This is a genomic window from Aquaticitalea lipolytica (genome assembly GCF_014641635.1).
In the GTDB taxonomy this organism is placed as follows: domain Bacteria; phylum Bacteroidota; class Bacteroidia; order Flavobacteriales; family Flavobacteriaceae; genus Aquaticitalea; species Aquaticitalea lipolytica.
In genome coordinates this window covers 287,066-307,324 of the sequence record NZ_BMIC01000001.1, presented here as the reverse complement: position 1 = coordinate 307,324, position 20,259 = coordinate 287,066, and the positions used below count along the sequence as shown (strand labels likewise).

Sequence of the window (20,259 nt, the reverse complement as noted above, 5' to 3'; positions counted from 1 at the left end):
TAACTATGGAACTTATATTAAAACAAGACGTTGAAAATTTAGGATTTAAAGACGATATTGTAACAGTAAAGAACGGTTATGGTAGAAATTTTTTAATTCCTCAAGGACAAGCTATAATGGCTACAGCTTCAGCTAAAAAAGTATTAGCTGAAACATTAAAGCAAAGAGCTTTTAAAGAGAAGAAAATTGTTGAAGAGGCTACTAAAATTGCTGATGCATTAAAAGCATTAGAAATTAAAATTGCTTCTAAAGTAGGATCAGGTGATAAATTATTTGGTTCTGTAAACAATATGGATTTAGCTGATGCTTTACAAAAAGAAGGTCATACTATCGAAAGAAAGTACATCAATGTAATTGGTGGAACTGTAAAACGTACAGGAAAATACGATGCTGTAATTAGATTACACAGAGATGTAACTGTAGATTTACCTTTCGAAGTTATTGCTGAAGCATAATTAACATTAATGCGTTAATAAATTATTAAGGCTACTCATTTGAGTAGCCTTTTTTATTTTACTTTTACGTAAAATTAACTAAACCTTATAAAACTAATGAAAAAACTATTATTGACTTTTGTTTTAATGTTTTGTTCAGTTATTGCAATTGCACAAGTTACAACATCAAGCATTAAAGGATTAATTCTTGATGAAACAGACCAACCATTGCCAGGAGCTAACATTGTTGTTGTTCATACACCAACTGGTACTACTTATGGTGTAGCTACAAATTTTGATGGTAGATACAACTTAATTAACCTTAGAGTTGGCGGACCATATACAGTAACTATAAGTTATGTAGGTTATAAAGAACAAGTTCTTGATAACATATATTTAACTTTAGGAAAAACAGAAAATATTGACTCTAAAATGGTTCCAGATAGCGAGCAGTTAGATACAGTAGTTATTACTGGTTCAACAGGCACAGGAACATTTGGAAGTGATAGAACAGGAGCAGAAACCAATGTTGGACGTAGAGAACTTACTAGGCTTCCTACAATTTCAAGATCGGCATCAGATTTTACGCGTTTAGAGCCTACTGCAAGTAATGGTTCTTTTGGAGGTAGAAACGACCAGTTTAATAACTTCTCTTTAGATGGAGCAATTTTTACAAATCCATTTGGTTTAGATGCAGCAACTCCAGGAGGACAAACAGATTCTCAACCAATATCATTAGACGCGATTGACCAAATTACAGTTTCTACAGCACCTTACGATGTTACTCAATCAGGTTTTACAGGAGCAGCTGTTAACGCGGTTACAAAAAGTGGAACAAATGAATTTGAAGGAACTGTTTATGGTTTTTTTAGAAATGAAGATTTTACTGGAGGAAAAGTAAGAGGTGAAGATGTTATTAAACCAAAATTAGAACAAAACCAATATGGATTTAGTTTAGGAGGACCAATAGTAAAGAATAAATTATTCTTCTTTATGAACTTCGAAAAAGATGAGCGTACAGACCTTGGTAGCAATGGTTGGATCCCAAATACAGGAAGTGGAGCAGTAAATGAATCTAGAGTTTTAGAAGCAGATTTAATAACTGTTCAAAATGCCTTATTAGATATAGGTTATAATCCTGGTGCTTATCAAGGATTTACTTATGCTTCTGAATCTAATAAAGGAATATTTAAGTTAGATTGGAATATTAACGAAAAGAATAGACTTGCTGTAATTTATAATTTCTTAAATGCAGGAAAAGAAAAACCAGCGCATCCAACAGCATTAGGTTTTAGAGGTCCAAACGCTAATACATTACAGTTTGAAAATTCAGGTTACCAAATAAACAACAATATTAGATCGGTTCAGTTAGAATTAACTTCTACTTTATCTGAAGAGACAAGTAATAAATTGCAAGTTGGTTATACACATTTTGATGATTTTAGAAACCCGTTATCAACTCCAGCTCCAACTTTTACAATAACTAAAGATGGATCAAATTATATTATTGCTGGGCATGAGCCATTTTCAATTCATAATAAATTAGACCAAAAAGTATTTCAGTTTTCAAATAACTTAAACTACTTTAAAGGAGACCATACTTATACTATTGGTTTTTCATTTGAAAAATTCCAGTTTGATAATTCATTCAATTTAGGTGTTTATGGTGCTCAAGGAGTTTTCTTTCCTACAACCACTATGGCAGATTTTCCAAACTTTGTAAGTTCAGGACAATTACAAAACTTATATGACCAAGCATTAGCAGCACATAGTTCTTTATCTGCAAATGGAGATGGAGTAGCAGGTGGTTGGGCTTTAGCAGAGACTAATGTAGGCCAAATGTCATTTTATTTACAAGATGAATGGAATGTGTCAGATAAATTTAAATTAACTTATGGTGTGCGTTTTGATAAGCCACTATTTTTTGACTCAGCTGAAAAAGCTCAAGAAGTAATTGATAGAGCTTGTTGTTATGTACCAAGTATTCCTTATGTTAATCCAAATACTGGAGAAACAGTATTTTTAGATAATACAAAAATGCCAAATAACGATTGGTTGATTTCTCCAAGAGTAGGATTTAATTATGATGTAAATGGTGACAAAACATTTCAGTTTAGAGGAGGTTCAGGATTGTTTACAGGCCGTTTTCCTTTTGTATGGTTAGGAAATCAAATTGCTAATCCAGAAGTATTCTTTTATCAAGCAGTTGACCCTGATTACAAATTCCCACAAGTTTGGAGAACAAATATAGGTACAGATTATAGATTTGAAAATGGACTTACATTAACAGGAGATGTATCTTACACTAAAGATATTAATGGAGCGCACGTTCAGAATTGGGGATTAACAACTCCTAGTGGAACATTATCAGGAGTTGATAACAGACCAATTTATACATCTTCTGATGTAATAAACAATGCTTACGTTTTTACAAATTCTGATAAAGGTAGAATCTGGAATGTTGCTTTAAAAGCACAAAAAACATTTGATAAAGGTTTATACGCAATGTTAGGATATAGCTACTTAAATTCAAAAGATGTTAATTCTATTGAGGCTGAGATAACTGGGGATGCTTTTGCATTTAATCCAGCCTTAGGAAATGTAAATGATGATGTATTAGCTTATTCAAAATATGGAGATAACCATAGATTTATTGGTGTAGCTAGTAAAAAGTGGACTTATGGAAGTTGGGGAACAACAATCTCAACATTCTTTGAATATGCACAAGGAGGACGTTTTAACTATACTTATGGTGGTGATATTAATGGTGATGGTTCTAACTTAAACGACTTAATATATATACCAACTGAAGCTGAAGTTAATCAAATGAATTTTTCTGGAGCTGGCCAAGCTGCTGCTTTTGAAGCTTACATACAACAAGACGATTACTTAAGTGGTAGAAGAGGTCAATATGCTGAGCGTTATGGAGCAATTGCACCTTGGAGAAGCCGTTGGGATTTAAAATTATTACAAGATTTTAATTTTAAAGTTTCAGAAAATAAAACTAATACCATCCAATTAAGTATCGATGTATTAAATGTTGGTAATTTATTAAATTCAGATTGGGGATTAACACAACAACCAAATAGCGTTCAGCCACTTGGAGTTAGTGTAGACTCTAGCAGTGTGCCAACATATACATTTAACCCAGATTTGCAAAGTACATTTAATTATGACTCTAGTTTAGCGTCTAGATGGCAAGCACAATTTGGTTTACGCTATATATTCTAATAATAAATATTAAATTAATAAATTTGCGCTCCTTTTTTAAGGAGCGCATTTTTTATTTATAATATATTATGAAGTATACAAGACTTACTAAAGAACAATTTGAAGAACTACATAAAGAATTTATTAATTTTTTAGCAACACAGTCTATTACAGCTAAAGAATGGGATGAAATTAAAGCTAATAAACCAGAAGTTGCTGAACAGGAATTAGATGTGTTTAGTGATTTGGTTTGGGAAGGTGTATTAGGGCAAGTTACTTATTTAGAGCATATATCATCACAGCAAATGCATTTGTTTCATCTTAAGGAAGACATCATGACCTTGATTGCCATAAAACTAAAGAATGAAGAAATTGACTTAACAACAAGCGAAGGATTTGATTGGTTTAGAAACAACTTATTATCTGACGATGTAGAGTTTTTAACCGCAAATAAATCATACTCAGAAGATAAGTCATTAGATAAGTTTAAACTTATTCAGCAAGGAGCAGTCATTACAAAAGGGGATTTGTTTAAGTATTTTGAAAAATTAGTAATTAAATAAATTACTCATATCTCAACGACTCAACAGGATCAAGTTTTGCTGCTTTAACAGCTGGTAGTAACCCAGCAATAACAGCAACAATAAATGCAATCGTAAATGCGCTAAACATAGCTAGCCAAGGAATTACGAACTTAAAACCTGCTAATGAAGAAAATCCGTAACCAATTAGTATCCCAAGAATAATTCCAACAATTCCTCCTAATTGACCAATAATAATTGCTTCCATAAAGAATTGTGAAGCTATAGTTTTTCGTTTAGCACCAAGCGCTTTACGTACACCAATTTCTCTAGTACGTTCAGTTACTGATACAAAAAGTATATTCATTAATGCGATAGAAGAACCTGTAATAGTTATGATGCTAATAATCCAAGCAGCAATATATAAGTATTGAGTTATTGAGCCAATACGATTTATTAGGTCATCACTACGCTCTAACCCAAAGTTATTTTCTTCAACAGGGTTTAAACCTCTAATATTCCTAAATGTTAAAATGGCTTCATCTTGCGCACCTTCTAACATGTCTTTTTTATCAGTTTTTATACTTAAACTATAGTTTATGTCTGGATTTGTAAAAATTGTTCGAGCCTTTTGTAATGGTAACAATACACGTAAATCCTGATTGTTTCCAAACGTTGCTCCTTTAGACTTCAATACACCAATAACCTTAAATTTAGCACCTCTAACACTAATGGTTTGTCCAATTGGATTTACATCAGATAAAATAGATTTTGCTAAATCACTACCAATAACACAAACAGTATTACTATTAAGAACATCAAAATAGTTGAGTTCACGTCCATCATTCACTTCTAAGCCAGAATTTTGAATAAAATTTTCGTTAACACCTAAAATGGTTACTTCTGGATCAGTTTTTTTGTTTTCATATTTCACCTCAGCATTACGAGTACCAACAAATGAAATTGAAGTTTTTGTATAAGGAAAGTTATAATTCTCTTCAAAATCTTTTACATTTCTATAGCTAATAACAGGGTTAATTTTTCTTGCTTCACTTCCGCTTTGTCGTTGTGCGTTAAACTCATAACGTTGAATATTAAAGGTATTTGCTCCCATTGATGAGAAATCACTCGAAATAGTGTTTTCTAAATTTGATACAGCACTTAAAATACCAACTAAGGCAGTTATTCCTATAGCAATAATTAAAACTGTTAAAATGGTTCGCAACAGTTGAGTTTTTATTGAATTAACTGCAATTTTAAAATTTTCTCTAAATAATGAAAACATAAATTTATGGAGTTCTTGTTAAGATTGATTTTCTATAAGACTACTAAATGCCAATAAAGTTACTATAAATTTGAAATATCTTATGATTGCCTATAAAAATTATGATATTTTTGCTGTAAGTAAGATTAATTTTAATCAGTTTTTATTTCGGAAGAAGTTTAAATTGATAGACTAAAAAAGAGATTCCTGTTTTTTGCAGGAAGTTATTATGGCACAAAAACCAAGCATTCCAAAAGGTACTAGAGATTTTAATCCAGAAGAAGTTGCAAAGCGCAATTACATTTTTAATGTAATAAAGCAGCAATTTGAAGTTTTTGGGTTTCAACCTATTGAAACACCAAGTTTTGAAAATTCTGATACTTTAATGGGAAAATATGGTGAAGAAGGAGATAGGCTCATTTTTAAGATTTTAAATAGTGGTGATTATTTAAGTAAAGTAGATGAAAATCTTTATAATCAAAAAGATTCAAATAAAATCACTTCTTCAATCTCAGAAAAAGCACTTCGTTATGATCTTACTGTTCCTTTTGCACGATATGTAGTACAACACCAAAATGAAATAGAATTCCCTTTTAAACGCTACCAAATACAACCAGTTTGGAGAGCAGATAGACCTCAAAAAGGACGTTTTAGAGAGTTTTATCAGTGTGATGCAGATGTTGTAGGTTCAACATCGTTATGGCAAGAGGTGGAGTTTGTGCAGTTATATGATGCAGTATTTACAGCCTTAAAACTAGAAGGTGTTACTATAAAAATTAATAATCGTAAAATTTTATCTGGTATTGCTGAAGTTATTGGTGCACAAGATAAATTAATCGATTTTACAGTGGCTTTAGATAAGCTAGATAAAATAGGCGAGGAGAAGGTAAAAGAAGAGATGTTAGGTAAAGGTATTCCACAATCTGGTATTGACAAATTACAGCCATTATTTAGTTTGTCTGGTACTTTTGAATCTCAAGTTTCACAGCTTAAATCTATTTTAAGCACTTCTGAAGAAGGAAAAAAAGGAATTGAAGAATTAGAATTTATTGATAAAGCTATTACAGAGTTAGGTTTAAAAACAGCAACGTTACAGCTAGATGTCACTTTAGCAAGAGGTCTTAACTATTACACAGGAGCTATTTATGAGGTGTCTGCGCCAAAAGGAGTAGATATGGGTTCTATTGGAGGAGGAGGACGATATGACGACCTTACAGGAATTTTTGGCTTAAAAGATGTTAGTGGAGTAGGTATTAGCTTTGGATTAGATAGAATTTATTTAGTAATAGAATCGCTTAATTTGTTCCCTGAAACAATTACCAATACAGTAAAAGCTTTATTTATCAATTTTGGTGAGGCAGAAGCTATGGCTAGCATGAAAGCTGTAAAAGCATTAAGAGAGAATGGAGTAAGTGCTGAATTGTTTCCAGATAATAAGAAAACAATAAAGCAGTTTAATTATGCTAATAAGCGTAACATTCCTAATGTAGTTTTGGTTGGAGAATCTGAGTTAGCATCAAATACTTTTACTCTAAAAAACATGAGTTCTGGAGATCAACAACAACTTACACTAGAACAGCTTATAAAAGCATTACAATAAAAAAGTCCCGAAGTTATTCGGGACTTAATTAGGTTAAGATTTAACAATTTGGGATTATTTACTTAACTAAAACTTGTTTAGAAACTGAACCGCTTTCAGTATATAGTTTTATAATATAACTTCCTGTACTTAAGTTTTCAATTTTGTATTCAGAATATTCTTCTTGAGAAACGTTGTCTATTGTGTGAATAGATTGTCCTAACAAATTAAATAATTCAATACTCTTTATCTCATGCAGTTTAGGATTTACTAATACTATACTTTTTGTATTGTTAGCGTAGTAAACTTCAAAAGCATTTAAATCATTTTCCTCTATTCCTAAAGCTTCAGCGTTTGCGAAAGTAATTTCATATCTATCTAAATATTGACCAGCTGGTACTGAGAAAGTATAATCACTATCTCTTAGATTATGATATGTATTTAGAACTTTATCATGAACAAAGATGTTTATGTTATCAGGAACGTTTTCTAAATGATCTATCATAATTTTATTTTGCCCTGCATTATCAACATGAATACCTAATGGAACTACACTATTAATGTCTATTGGGTTTCTTGCTTGGATATTATATTTTTCTCCATCTATCATCCAATACATGTCATCAATTTGGTCTTCATTTAATTTACCATCATAAGCCCAATCATATCCAGTTGTAGTATCATCATCTATTGTAAGTAATAGTTGTCTGTGAATAGTGTTTACCGAATTGAAACCAAATCTAAATTTCATTCTCGTATCACTATTTTCTGGATCAGAGTTATAATCGGTTGTTTGACTAGATCTCACAAAAACTGATGTACCTGTAGTTTCTTTTCTGTAAAAACGTTGGCTGTTATTAAAGTTAATTACTCCTGTGTTTTCAGCAACTACAAAAAAACCTTGACTTACTGGTATATATCTATATGGGATTTTTGTTGGTGTACCTCCAGTTCCTACATCTGGATCATTTGTTCCGAATGAAGCTGAAGGAACTCCTCCAGATAGGTTATATGTAGCATAACCACCTTGATAATCGCCTAGATTATGTGAGGCTCCTCCCCAATGCTCCCAGAAATATAAAGTTCCGGTTGTTGATCCTGCACCAGCAATTGTTGGTCCATTATCTAATATAAATTTATTAGCATCTATAGCCGAAGGGTAAGGGTTACCAACTAAATAATCATTACCTGCAGTTATATTAAGGTTTATGTTACCGTTATTAGGTTTACCAATAAAGGTATAGTTTTGCCTGTCAACGATTGTTCCTGAACCAGGTCCTTTCATGGTAAATCCTTCACCAGCCAATAGAGTTCCAGTACTTCTTACATGCTGCCATGAAGAATAGCTTCCGTTTGGTTGATTAGCAAATTTCCATATCCAGTAATCTGCTATTCTCTTAGGTGTTCCTGTTGATCCATTATAGCCAGATGTTAAGAATATTAATGCTATTGGTGTTGCAGGATTTGAACCATCACGCATAACATTAGGTAAAGTATAACTATTATTATTTGTAGTAATATTACTTACTCCAACAGGAGATGACCAATAATTGTAGGTGTATCTATCAGCAGTACCTTGTTGATCTTTTTCAAGAAGACCAGATGAAGTAACATCTAAATCACTACCAGTTGTTTGTACTAATTGAGATTCTCCATTTAAGTCAATTTTACCATTTAATCTTAAATAATGTGTAACGGTAAGACCATTACCTGTATCTCCGTCAAATTGGCTACCATCAATTGTTAGTGTGTTAGAGTTAATCATTAACCCTAAAACAGCTCTGTCGCGTCCTAAAACATTGTCTTTATTAATTAAAATATTGTGACTAGTTTCTACAATATTCCAATTAATAGGTGTTACTCCATCAACAATAGATAATGCGTTAGGTAATGTTTGTACTGTATTATTTAACCAAGTTGCACTAGTTGTCCAATCTCCATTTGCATTAGATCTATATGGTAAAGGAGCTGTTTGTCTATCTACAGTATCAAGATTTCTTAAAGCACCTTGATTACCATTTCCTGAAGCGTCTTCTACGTTTGTATACGTATAAACAGACATTGGGTAATAACCAGCTAAATCTGTCCAAGGAATTGTGCCAACATCATTTTTAGTAATTGTTGAAGGTAGTATTCTACCGCTAACAAAACCAGCGTTAGTTTGTATTTCTTGGTTCATTATAAATTTTAACTGAGCAAGGTTTAAAGCTCTGTTCCAAACTCTTACTTCGTCTATGTTTCCTTTAAAGAATGATGTTGTTCCAATTTTACCAGCTGCAGCTATATTAAATGATTGAGTAGTACTTACTGGAGCTAATCTTACTCCAGATGTATCAGCAACACCGTCTATATACAGTGTAGCAATACCAGAGTCGAAAATAACTGCTAAATGATGCCATTCATTTTCTGGAATTACTACAGAAGATGTTAGTGTTTGAGGTACTACATTAATCCAAGTAGCTTCAAATCGTCCAGCACTATTAATTTTTAAATCATAACCTTCAGTAAATGCAGCATTTCTTTTAGATAAAATAGTAGCATTAGTTGTTCCTGTATCTCTTTTTACCCACGCAGAAATTGTAAAACTAGAAGTGTTTAAGTTTAATTTATTTCCAACTTCTACATAATCTGATACTCCGTCAAAATTAATTGAACGTTCAACTACAACTTGAGGCGCATAACCAAAAGTAACATATTTAGTTCCGTCAAAATCATACTCTGTTGTTAAGTTACCAAATCCATCAGGAGTCATTACTCTATAATCAGCTGTTGGATCAAAAATACCTGTATTAGATATAAACATGTAATAACTACCAGGAGGACTAATATTTCTTATTGCGTTTTGTGGTATAGAAATTTTCACTGAAGGAATATCTCCACCATTTTCAACAAACTTCCAAATACGTTGCATCCCTGTAAACGTAACATTTGTTGTTAAGGCTGGAGCAATACCAGCACTCATATTTACACTAATAGTGGAAGCAGCTAAATTTAAATCAGCACCATTATTTCCCCAAACTAAATATTGTTTGTTGGCTAATGTAGTTGGGTTAGAGCTTATATTTTGATTATTTGTTGCATAAAGATCTGTTAAACCAACAGAAAGTAAGCCTTGGGTTCTACCTGTTCCATCTGTAGCATTATTAACACTTCTAGATTGTTTTTGGTTTAATTGTGAAGCATCATCTCGACCAATACCAGCAATGTCATAATTATAACCTGAATTGGCTACTTGATTCCATATTGTGGTTCCATCACTATTTACATAGTTCTGTGATGTTCCATTTACACCAAGTGTTATACCATATTTTATAGCTAAATAAGATTGAATTCTATTGCGTTCTTGTGATAATGTTACATCAGTTTTTCTTACTTTATAAGAAATAACTTCTGCAACTCTTGCATTTAAAGAAGCTCTCCAACCTTCACTACGTCCAATCCAAAAACGTGAATCATTTGCATTCATGTATTCAGCAATATCATTTTGAACATTACCTATATTACGAGCATTATAAAATAGCTCTTGTTGTGTATTTGCACTATTATTTCTAGCGTTTATAATACCAACATTAGTATAGCTAGAACCTGTACCAATTTCTGCTACTGCATATCCATCACCTGCTTCACCAGTTGTATAAGAGTCATGAGCATAACAAATAATTTCGTTAGTAACACGACCAGTATAATCTCCAAAACCAATACCTGTTGCGTCAGCAGCATTAGTTTCTAAGTGAGCATCTCCACAAAATACATCCATAAAACCAAAACTACTATTTATAGGAGTGTCGTCTGGGATTAATACAATGAACATTTCTTGAGTATACAACCCGTAATCTCCTTCTAAGAAATCTCTAGTTGTATCATTGTATAAATAATTACTGTCAACTGTATAAGTTGCAAAAGGGTTGTCGAATTCTACAACAGGGTTAAAGTTTACATTTTTTGTAGCATTATCTCTAAAAGTTGGTTCTTGTCCTGGAAGATGAGCTCTTGCATCACTAGCAAGACCTCTATCTTGCCATACTGGTACACTTTGTCCATCTGTATAGCTTCCATCATTTCCTTTTAACCATATTGATAAATCTGCAGTTACTCCTCCAGGTGCATAAATTGGGTTAGCTTTAGTTGTTAACCTAACATTGTCAATTGAAATGTCACTATTATTACCAGCACCTGTCACACCTTGAATTCTTAATCTAATAGTCTGCCCAATATAAGTACTTAAGTCTATGCTAACAGGTATCCATGCTGAGTTTGTGTTTTTTTGAACATCTCCAGTTCTTGTCCATAATGTAGTTGGGAATGATAAACCATTATCTGTACTAACTTGCACTCTAAGTGTTCCTATATTAGAACCATATAAGTGGTGGACAAATGTAAATCTAGGATTTGTTGTTCCAGTTAAATTAAAACAAGGGCTTATAAAGTTAGCTGTTCTGCTATTATTGCCATCAGCTTCGGTATACATGTAAAACGAGCCTGATGCAGCACCAAAAGGACCAGTTGCTCCTGTAGGTGTTGTTCCTGTACGTCTTGTCCAATCAAAATTATCACCAGTATCTTGTGTCCATACACCTATACCAGTTTCAAAATCCTCAGTATAAGGGAATGATGATATTGTTGTTAAGCAGGTTCCGCCTATTATTCCATTACCCGTAATGTCAAAATTATATGGGTTTTCATCAGCATCATTATTGGCAATTGTTAATGTAGCATTTCTTGCTCCAATTAAACTTGGATTGAATCTAATACTAAATGTTGTGCTACCAGCAGCAGCAATAGGCGTTGTAGGGATTAATGTAACAGAAAAATCTGCAGCATGTAAACCAGAAATAGTTATACGTGGCGAAGCTGCTGTTAAATTTAAGTTTGCAGTTCCTAAATTTTGAATTGTAAATGTTTTTGTGATTGGTGTACCAATTGGGCTAGAACCAAAATCAGTATCATCTGCAGTTGTTGGTGTTGTGTCATTGTCAGCTATTGATACTCCATTACCTAGAATATTCATTTCGGGAGCAGGTGCTAATCCAGTTCCTCGTATTGCAAAGTCATAAGGATTTTCATCACTATCATTGTTTGCAATAGTTAATGTAGCATTTTTTACTCCTGCAGTTGCAGGATTAAATCGAATTGTAAACGTTGTACTATTTGAAGCTGTAATTGGTGTTGCAGGAATTACAGTAACAGAAAAATCTGCAGCATTAGCACCAGAAATAACTATTCTTGGCGAAGCAGCAGTTAAGTTTAAATTTGCTGTACCAGTATTTTGTATAGTAAACGATCTCGTTATTGGTGTTGCTATTGCAGTAGAACCAAAATCTGTAAAATCGGCTGTTGTTGGAGTTGTATCACCATCAACAATTGTAGTAGCGTTACCTAAAATGTTAATTTCTGGAGCAGGTACAAAACCTGTACCTTGTATTGCAAAATCATAAGGATTTTCATCAGTATCATTATTTGCAATAGTTAATGTAGCATTACGTACTCCAGCTGCACTAGGTGTAAAACGGATATTAAAAGTTGTACTACTAGATGCTCCTATAGGAGTTGTTGGTATTGCTGTAACAGTAAAGTCTGCTGCATTAGCACCTGATATAACAATATAAGGTGATGCACCAGTTAGATTTAAGTTAGAAGTACCTATGTTTTGTATTGTGAATGTTCTTGTAAAAGATGATGCTACAGCTACAGTTCCAAAATCTGTAAAATCTGCTGTTGTTGGCGTTGTGTCACCATCAGCAATTGTTGTAGAATTACCTTGTATATTAATTTCTGGACCAACTGCCAGAGTTGCAGTCATTGAGACTAAATCTACAGCTATATCACTTCTAAAATTTGAACCAGTGACACCTCTAAATCTAATTTTAACTGTATTTCCAATATATGAGACTAGATTCAAATTTGATTGTAACCAAGCACTAGTGTCTGATCCTTGTTGCTGACCAGAAATGGTTTGCAAAAGGTATGGGTAAGTTGTACCATTATCAGTACTTAGCTCTATATATAAATCTCCCATTGATGATCCATACATGTGGTACCAAAACGAGAATTGTGCAGCTATTGCTGTTGTAAGATTAAAACATGGGCTTTCCAATATAGCAGTTCTACTAGGATAATTTGGACTAGAAGATTCTGTATAAACAAACCAAGAGCCATCATGTGCAGCATTTGGACCAGTACCACTTGAAGGAGGCGCTGAGTTTAAATTTGTCCAATCAAAATCATCTGCAGAAGATTGTGTCCATCCACCAAAAGTGTTTTCGAAACTTTGAGTATAAGGGTATGAAGAAATTGTTGAACCACAAGTTTGTGAAAATAATGCTGTGTTATTAATTAAAACTGCAAATAGTAGTATTACTAGATACTTACTACTTAAAAAAGTATAATTTTTCATAAGCGGTTAAATTTTAGTTTTGGGACTAATTAATTATTTGGGTCAAATATATAATAACATTCCATGAAATGCAAATAAAATCGATGAAATGCATTTTGTAATTTTAAAATGTTGATTATTAAATAGTTATAAAAATGATTTTTTGATTAAAATTATAGATAGTGTAGATTTTATTTTTACTGATAATCAACTTGTTAATGTTTTCTTTGTAATCCCAAACATATACGATAAAATGATTTATTTGGTTTTATTATCAAGGCAATGATTAATAATATTGAATAAAAAAAGGCTGAAATTATTTTCAGCCTTTTATAAATTAATATGAATTAAATTTATTGTTTAACAAGTTGTTTAACAATAGAATTAGAATTTAGGTTGTCTATAATCTTAATGAAATAGGTTCCATTAGATAAACCATTCATATTGCTTAATATTAAAGTTCCATTTACTGGACTTTGCTCGTCAAATTTAGCAATTGTTCTTCCGCTAATATCATATAATTGTAATCCAAAAGAGTTACTATTAAATTGAGTTGGAAGTTTAATGGTTATCTCATTATTAAATGGGTTAGGATAGATGCTCAATCCTTCAAAAACATTTTCATTTTCACCTAATGTATCTACTGTAACAGTAACAGGTTTAACAATAACATTATTACCACAGTTAACATTTGTTGACGTTAGCTCGACATTATAAGTACCAGAAGATGCAAAAGTATATACTGGATTTGTAGCGTTAGATGATCCTATTACGTCTCCAAAATTCCATGAGTATGTTGTTGCGTCAGTTGATGTGTTAGTAAAAGTTACTTCACCATTATTTGAAGGGTTAACAACAAATGTAAAATTGGCAACGGCTTTAGGATTAACAGTAACAACAACTTCTCGTCTTGCACTTTTAAGAGATGCAATTTTCCAATTATAGAAGTAGTAATAAAATGTCGTTCCTGCACTACTATCTGTTATAGAAATTCCGCCACTAGTATAAGGAAAACTCACTCCAGTATTGTTTCTCCATAAATTTAAACCACTTGATAGTCGTTTTGCAACTAATCTTAAGTTATTTGCTACAGGAATAATAAAGTTTAAATCTATTGTTTGTACTCCTGTTGAAGTAATTCTTATAATTCTTGAATCTAAAACGTTTCCAGAAGCATCTTGCAATTCAACATCCATTTCTCCAATTTGAGCTGGATTTATGGTAACCTGATTAAGTCTTACTGATTCTGTACAGTTAAATATTAAATATCTACCATCTCCACCTAATGCACTACCATTAGTGTTTGATTGTGTATGACCTGCATCAGGTTTTGAAATAACACGTTCTACAAAATATGAGCGAGTACTTGTTAATGCTGGAGTAACAAACGGGCTTCCTGTTGCTAATGGAGTACTGCTTGTTGCTGTATCATACCAATTTAAAGTTCCTGTTCCTGTTGCTGTTAAAGTTGCAGTTTCATTAGTACATGTTGAAACGTTATTAGCTGTAGGTCTTGCATTTAAAGCAACTAGTGTTACATTTTGAATAGTTTTTACTTTGTCAACAACAGTTACTGATATTGTTTGGGAAGCATAACCAGGTGCTGAATAAGTTACATTGTATGTCCCAGCTTTAACCAGTTTTTGATATTCACCTAAACCAGCTTCAGACATTCTGAATGTATTTAACTTATCGTGTCCAACAATTTCTATTCTTGCTACTATAGGATTGCCAGATTCATCTTTTACCGTTCCTTGTATACCATAATTTGCTTGCTTCATATAGTCTAGGAATGCTTGTCTGTTATAATTCCAATGAGCAGGTAAATTAGGTCCACTTACCCATTTTACGTCAGATAATTCTAATGTTACTTCTTTTACACCTAGGTAATAATTCATGTAATCTTGTCTTCCACCATATACTCTATACCATTCTGCACCATGAGTAACACCTGGACTTGGATAAATGTTTGAATCATCATCATCTACCATATAACCTGCTGGACTATTGTTTTGTGCATTGGTTGCATATTCAACTCCTATATATTCAAAATAGTTACCATCTGAATGCGTATACTGACTTACATAAGCATTATCATAAGGATAGTTTACCAGTTCAGTTCCTCCATGTAAATTTGCTGACAGAACAAAGTTTTTTGATTTAGCAAAGTTTATAAATGCTAATGTTTCAGGTTGGTAAGCAAAACCATCTGTATGTAATCCACCACCAGTTATTGCATTGTCAGGGTAGTTTCTGTTTAAATCGACATTATTATCGTTGGCTCTTCTTGGACTTGAGATTACATTAGTATCACCAAGTCTATAAGATCCATCTGGATTAGCACTAGGGTTTATATAAATTTCAGTAGAATTAACAAGGTTAGTTACTTCTGAATTTGTTCCATAATTTGTAAGTAAATAGTCTATTAATCTCATCATTAAAGGAAAACCTACCAATTCGTCACCATGCATTGATGAAGTATAGAAAAATTCTGGCTCACCTTCATTTACTGACACATTATCAGTAATTTTTAAAACTAATAATTGTCTACCACTAACAGTTGTTCCAATATTTTGTAAAGAACACAAGTTAGGATATGTTGTTGCATAGTAATTCATTTTTGCAACATATTCTGTATATGTTGGATAAGCATCCCAAGTTGTATCCCAAGCAGCAGGAGCAGCAGGAGTATCTTGATTAGAAGATCTAGCCATTATTGCTTCAGGCGACATACCAGCTTGATGAGGATCAAAAGGTAATTCGTTATCATCTTTATTTATAGTATATGGTAAACCATATTCTAAAAATTGTGCAAATGTATTTTCATTAGCGAAAGCTTCGGCAATTAATTCATTTTTATCTACATGCTTATGGCCAATAGTAAGAAATTCAGAGATTTCTTTAAATTGATCAATACTGTTTGCTTTAAATGTGAAACAAACTTCGCCATTAGTAGCAAGATAATTTTCGGCTTTTTGCTTTTCAGTAATTTGTGCAATACTACTAGATATAGTAAGCAAAAATATTACAAATAGAAGGGTAATTTTTTTCATTAGGTTAAGATTTTATACGATTTGGCAATTATATTTTTGGCTAATATATAATTATTTTTTTAAAATCATCCATAAAACGCAAAAAAATCCGATTAAGTGTAAAAAAATATAATTTTACTGTAAGATGATTACTTCATTGTAGCATAAAACAAAAAAAGGACTAATAAAAAATTAGTCCTTTTTTTCTTGTAGCGAGAACGAGATTTGAACTCGTGACCTCCGGGTTATGAATCCGACGCTCTAACCAACTGAGCTACCTCGCCTTTTTTAAGGCTGCAAATATAAAAACAAAATTATTGTCTGCAAACAATAACTTGCTTAAATTATTTTTTATAAAATTAGTTTTTAAACTCAACAATTAATGTATATATTGGCATTGTAACAAAATACACTTATGGAAGAAAAAATTAAGTTCGAAATGGAGTTTCCAATACATGCTTCACCACAGCTTTTATTTCAATATATATCAACACCTTCAGGTTTATCTGAATGGTTTGCAGATAATGTAAACTCAAGAGGTGAAGTTTTTACATTTATTTGGAATGATAGTGAAGAAAAGGCCAAACTTTTAAGTAAAAAAAGTGGTGAGCGTATTAAATTTAGATGGATGAGTGATGAAGAAGAAGGAGAGTCTTATTATTTTGAGATTAGAATTCAGGTAGATGAAATAACAAAAGACGTATCTATTATTGTAACTGATTATATTGATGAAGATGAAGTAGACGAAGCAAAAATGCTTTGGGAAAACCAAATTTCAGATTTAAAGCAGGTTTTAGGTTCAGCATAAGCTAACACTAATTTTAAGTTATATCTTTGTCTCGATTTTAAAACATCGAGACTTTTTTTATGATAAATTTTAACGGAACCCTTCAAGATAATTCTTCAAATTTACTTTCTATAGATAATCGTGGTTATGCTTATGGTGATGCACTTTTTGAAACCATAAAAGTACTTAATGGTAAAATTCTATTTTGGGAAGATCATTATTTCAGATTAATGGCATCTATGCGAATTTTGCGTATGGAAATTCCAATGAATTTTACAATGGAGTTTTTACAAGATGAGATTATTAAAATTTTAGAAGCTAATAATGAGACTGGTAACTCTGTTAGGGTTAAGTTGTTGGTAAATAGAGTGGTAGGAGGTAAGTATTTGCCAGTTTCTAATAATATCGATTATGTTATTACTACCGAAGTATTGCCAACAGACTTATACCAAATCACTGATTCTTCTTATATAATAGATCTGTATAAAGATTTTTTTATTGCTCCAGGGTTACTATCTACATTAAAAACAAATAATAAAATCACTAATGTTTTAGGTAGTATTTATGCTAAAGAGAATGGATTTGATAATTGTTTACTGCTTAATACTAACAAGAACATTATTGAAGCTTTAAATGGAAATATTTTTGTAGTAAAAGATAATGTTATTAAGACACCTCCTTTAGAAGATGGTTGTTTGAAAGGAATTATGAGAAAACAAGTAATAGAGCTATTAAAAGCAAACGATGAGTTTGAATTTGTTGAAGATTCAGTGTCTCCTTTTGAACTTCAAAAAGCAGATGAGCTATTTATTACAAATGTTATTGTTGGAATTCTACCAATTACTAATTATAGGAAGAAAGAATTTTCGAGTGAGGTTTCTAAATCACTTCTACAAAAGTTAAATATAAAGATAAGACTAACTTAATTATAGCTAGGGTTTTCTGGAGCGTTAGACCATATTGAATAATCTCCTCCAAACTCTAACATTTTTTCTTTCCAGAAAGAGTCGTAGCTTTTTTCAATAATAGCTTTTTTATAAATGTTTTGAGTTACTACCCAAGCATTAGATTGTAATTCGTTTTCTAATTGTGAAGATTCCCAACCAGAGTATCCTAAAAAGAAGCGAATATCTGTATCTACAATTTTGCCTTCATTAATTAATTGAAGCGCAACATCAAAATCGCCTCCCCAATAAATACCTAAAGAAATTTCAATACTTTCAGGAATTAAGTGAGGTACTTTATGTATAAAGTATAGGTTGTCTTGCTCTACTGGTCCACCATTATAAACCTTAAAAGTTGCTTCTGTGTTTGGAACTAAATCAGTAAGTGTATATTCTAGAGGTTTATTAAGTATAAAGCCTATTGAACCCTCAGTAGTATAGTCTGCCAACAATATAACAGACCTGTTAAATGAGTTGTCACCTAAAATTGATGGTTCTGCAATGAGTAAATATCCTTTTTTGGGCTTGATAGTAATCATAGCGATGATTATTTGATATTAAAACTAAAAAATATTTTAATAAAAACCTAACTATTTTAAGTTTAAGGTCTTTTAAAATAAAAAGCCTGCTTTATTTAAGCAGGCTTTTAAATTCTATTGTTATACTGTATTAGTTTACAGCTTTACCTAAATCAGAACCAGCTTTAAACTTTACTACGTTTTTAGCTTTGATTTTTATAGTTTTTCCAGTTTGTGGGTTTCTTCCTTCTCTTGCAGCTCTTTTAGATACTGACCAAGAACCAAATCCTACTAAAGAAACTCTGTTTCCTTTTTGTAAAGATCCTTCGATATCAATTAATAATGAATCTAATGCTTTTTTAGCAGCTGCTTTAGTAATTCCAGCGTTTTCTGCCATTCCATTGATTAAATCTGTTTTGTTCATAAAATTAAATTTTAAATTATTATTAAATAGTTGGGTTAAACAATAAATGCTTAATTCCTCTACAAATTTATACGGATAATCCATTCACGCAAGTAATAGCAAGGGAAATACGAGTTTTTGTTGATAACTTTGAACATTTGTTAATAAAGACTATGCATTTTATCGGATATTTTGAAATATCAATGAGAATAAGGGTTTAGAGCATTTTTGAGTCTTCAGAAAAATGATATCCATTTAAAAGCGACTTTATATCCATTTTTCGTTTGCCTGGAAGTTGTATTTCTTTAATAAAAATGTAACCTCCTTTAACTGCGATCTTTAGGTCGTCTTTTGAGCTAATTATTGTTCCGAAGGGTTTTGAATGTGTTGCAGGGTCTTTTTCAACTTTAAAAAGTTTTACAGCTAGTGTATCTTCACCATTTTCTAAATAACACCAAGCAGAAGGAAAAGGATTCAATCCTCTTATCTTATTATAAATATTATCTAAACTTTCATTCCAATCAATTTTACAATTGTCTTTATTTAGTTTATATGCAGTTTTTATTTCGGTTTGAGGCTGAATGGTTGTTGATACTTCACCTGTTTCAATAAGTTTAACAGTGTCAATTACAAGCTCACTACCAATATTCATTAGTTTATCATGCAAGCTTCCTACAGTTTCATCATTTTTAATATCAGCTTCTTTTTGAAGTATAATTGCACCTGTATCAATTTTTTCGTCAATAAAAAAAGTGGTGACTCCAGTTTTTGTTTCTCCATTAATAATTGCCCAATGTATTGGTGCAGCACCTCTGTAATTTGGCAATAAAGAGGCATGTAAGTTAAAAGTTCCATATTCTGGCATTTGCCAAACCACTTCTGGTAACATTCTAAAAGCAACGACAATTTGTAAATTGGCTTTTAAAGCTTTAAGATCATTAATAAAACTTTCATCTTTTAAGTTTGTTGGTTGTAAAACGTTTAAGTTTTGAGCCACTGCATACTTTTTCACATCAGACTCATGTAATTTTTGTCCACGACCAGCAGGTTTGTCTGGTGCAGTAATAACGCCAACAACATTATAGTTATGTTCAACCAGAGTTTTTAAAGTTGTTACTGCAAACTCTGGAGTTCCCATAAATACAATTCTCATATTCTTTTTCATGTTTTTTAATTTTTTTTCGGCCTACTTAA

General features: G+C 32.0%; 12 protein-coding genes and 1 tRNA gene. 6 read left to right on the top strand and 7 right to left on the bottom strand.

Annotated elements, in window-relative coordinates:
* Positions 1-5 precede the first annotated feature (5 nt).
* From rplI to IEW41_RS01335, 3 genes are all read left to right on the top strand, one after another.
* Entirely contained in the window at positions 6-455 is a 450-nt protein-coding gene (gene rplI, locus IEW41_RS01345) for a 50S ribosomal protein L9 (protein ID WP_188604539.1), read from the top strand.
* 96 nt (positions 456-551) lie between these two features.
* On the top strand, positions 552-3,665 hold the full coding sequence (locus tag IEW41_RS01340) for a TonB-dependent receptor (protein ID WP_188604538.1): 3,114 nt from the start codon (positions 552-554) through the stop codon (positions 3,663-3,665).
* 68 nt (positions 3,666-3,733) lie between these two features.
* Positions 3,734-4,207, top strand: coding sequence for a DUF6495 family protein (locus tag IEW41_RS01335; protein ID WP_188604537.1), 474 nt, complete (start codon positions 3,734-3,736; stop codon positions 4,205-4,207).
* Position 4,208: 1 nt separating this feature from the next.
* Here the strand turns inward: IEW41_RS01335 and IEW41_RS01330 are convergent, their stop codons facing one another.
* Positions 4,209-5,450, bottom strand: a complete 1,242-nt coding sequence (locus tag IEW41_RS01330) for an ABC transporter permease (RefSeq protein WP_188604536.1) — start codon at positions 5,448-5,450, stop codon at positions 4,209-4,211.
* Positions 5,451-5,658: 208 nt separating this feature from the next.
* On the opposite strand from IEW41_RS01330, the gene hisS reads away from it, so the two are divergent.
* Positions 5,659-7,029, top strand: a complete 1,371-nt coding sequence (gene hisS / locus IEW41_RS01325; protein WP_188604535.1) for a histidine--tRNA ligase — start codon at positions 5,659-5,661, stop codon at positions 7,027-7,029.
* 58 nt (positions 7,030-7,087) lie between these two features.
* Here the strand turns inward: hisS and IEW41_RS01320 are convergent, their stop codons facing one another.
* From IEW41_RS01320 to IEW41_RS01310, 3 genes are all read right to left on the bottom strand, one after another.
* Positions 7,088-13,402 (bottom strand): RemA C-terminal-like gliding motility protein, encoded by a 6,315-nt coding sequence (locus tag IEW41_RS01320; RefSeq protein ID WP_188604534.1) that lies wholly within the window; start codon positions 13,400-13,402, stop codon positions 7,088-7,090.
* A gap of 332 nt (positions 13,403-13,734) precedes the next feature.
* Positions 13,735-16,434, bottom strand: coding sequence for a M14 family zinc carboxypeptidase (locus IEW41_RS01315; protein ID WP_188604533.1), 2,700 nt, complete (start codon positions 16,432-16,434; stop codon positions 13,735-13,737).
* Between the two features lie 189 nt (positions 16,435-16,623).
* A tRNA-Met gene (locus tag IEW41_RS01310) sits at positions 16,624-16,697 on the bottom strand.
* A gap of 131 nt (positions 16,698-16,828) precedes the next feature.
* Between IEW41_RS01310 and IEW41_RS01305 the strand changes: the two genes are divergently transcribed.
* Both IEW41_RS01305 and IEW41_RS01300 read left to right on the top strand, forming a co-directional pair.
* Positions 16,829-17,221 carry an START-like domain-containing protein gene (locus IEW41_RS01305; protein WP_188604532.1) on the top strand — a complete coding sequence of 131 codons (393 nt, stop codon included), beginning with the start codon at positions 16,829-16,831 and terminating at the stop codon, positions 17,219-17,221.
* Positions 17,222-17,280: 59 nt separating this feature from the next.
* Positions 17,281-18,126 (top strand): aminotransferase class IV, encoded by an 846-nt coding sequence (locus IEW41_RS01300; RefSeq protein WP_188604531.1) that lies wholly within the window; start codon positions 17,281-17,283, stop codon positions 18,124-18,126.
* Here the strand turns inward: IEW41_RS01300 and IEW41_RS01295 are convergent.
* The 3 genes from IEW41_RS01295 to fmt all read right to left on the bottom strand — a co-directional run bounded on the left by IEW41_RS01295 (position 18,123) and on the right by fmt (position 20,230).
* The gene (locus IEW41_RS01295) at positions 18,123-18,683 is read right to left on the bottom strand and encodes a YqgE/AlgH family protein (protein ID WP_188604530.1); all 561 of its coding nucleotides are present in this window, start codon (positions 18,681-18,683) and stop codon (positions 18,123-18,125) included. The genes IEW41_RS01300 and IEW41_RS01295 overlap by 4 nt on opposite strands.
* A 130-nt stretch (positions 18,684-18,813) precedes the next feature.
* Positions 18,814-19,086 (bottom strand): HU family DNA-binding protein, encoded by a 273-nt coding sequence (locus tag IEW41_RS01290; protein WP_188604529.1) that lies wholly within the window; start codon positions 19,084-19,086, stop codon positions 18,814-18,816.
* A 196-nt stretch (positions 19,087-19,282) separates the two neighbouring features.
* A complete protein-coding gene (fmt, locus tag IEW41_RS01285; protein ID WP_188604528.1) occupies positions 19,283-20,230 on the bottom strand; it encodes a methionyl-tRNA formyltransferase in 948 nt (315 codons plus the stop codon).
* Positions 20,231-20,259 lie beyond the last annotated feature (29 nt).

What these genes read in the sequence shown, in the direction of transcription:
- rplI (WP_188604539.1), top strand. Translation starts at nt 6, where the DNA reads ATGGAACTTATATTAAAACAAGACGTTGAAAATTTAGGATTTAAAGAC.
- IEW41_RS01340 (WP_188604538.1), top strand. Translation starts at nt 552, where the DNA reads ATGAAAAAACTATTATTGACTTTTGTTTTAATGTTTTGTTCAGTTATT.
- IEW41_RS01335 (WP_188604537.1), top strand. Translation starts at nt 3,734, where the DNA reads ATGAAGTATACAAGACTTACTAAAGAACAATTTGAAGAACTACATAAA.
- IEW41_RS01330 (WP_188604536.1), bottom strand. Translation starts at nt 5,450, where the DNA reads ATGTTTTCATTATTTAGAGAAAATTTTAAAATTGCAGTTAATTCAATA.
- hisS (WP_188604535.1), top strand. Translation starts at nt 5,659, where the DNA reads ATGGCACAAAAACCAAGCATTCCAAAAGGTACTAGAGATTTTAATCCA.
- IEW41_RS01320 (WP_188604534.1), bottom strand. Translation starts at nt 13,402, where the DNA reads ATGAAAAATTATACTTTTTTAAGTAGTAAGTATCTAGTAATACTACTA.
- IEW41_RS01315 (WP_188604533.1), bottom strand. Translation starts at nt 16,434, where the DNA reads ATGAAAAAAATTACCCTTCTATTTGTAATATTTTTGCTTACTATATCT.
- IEW41_RS01305 (WP_188604532.1), top strand. Translation starts at nt 16,829, where the DNA reads ATGGAAGAAAAAATTAAGTTCGAAATGGAGTTTCCAATACATGCTTCA.
- IEW41_RS01300 (WP_188604531.1), top strand. Translation starts at nt 17,281, where the DNA reads ATGATAAATTTTAACGGAACCCTTCAAGATAATTCTTCAAATTTACTT.
- IEW41_RS01295 (WP_188604530.1), bottom strand. Translation starts at nt 18,683, where the DNA reads ATGATTACTATCAAGCCCAAAAAAGGATATTTACTCATTGCAGAACCA.
- IEW41_RS01290 (WP_188604529.1), bottom strand. Translation starts at nt 19,086, where the DNA reads ATGAACAAAACAGATTTAATCAATGGAATGGCAGAAAACGCTGGAATT.
- fmt (WP_188604528.1), bottom strand. Translation starts at nt 20,230, where the DNA reads ATGAAAAAGAATATGAGAATTGTATTTATGGGAACTCCAGAGTTTGCA.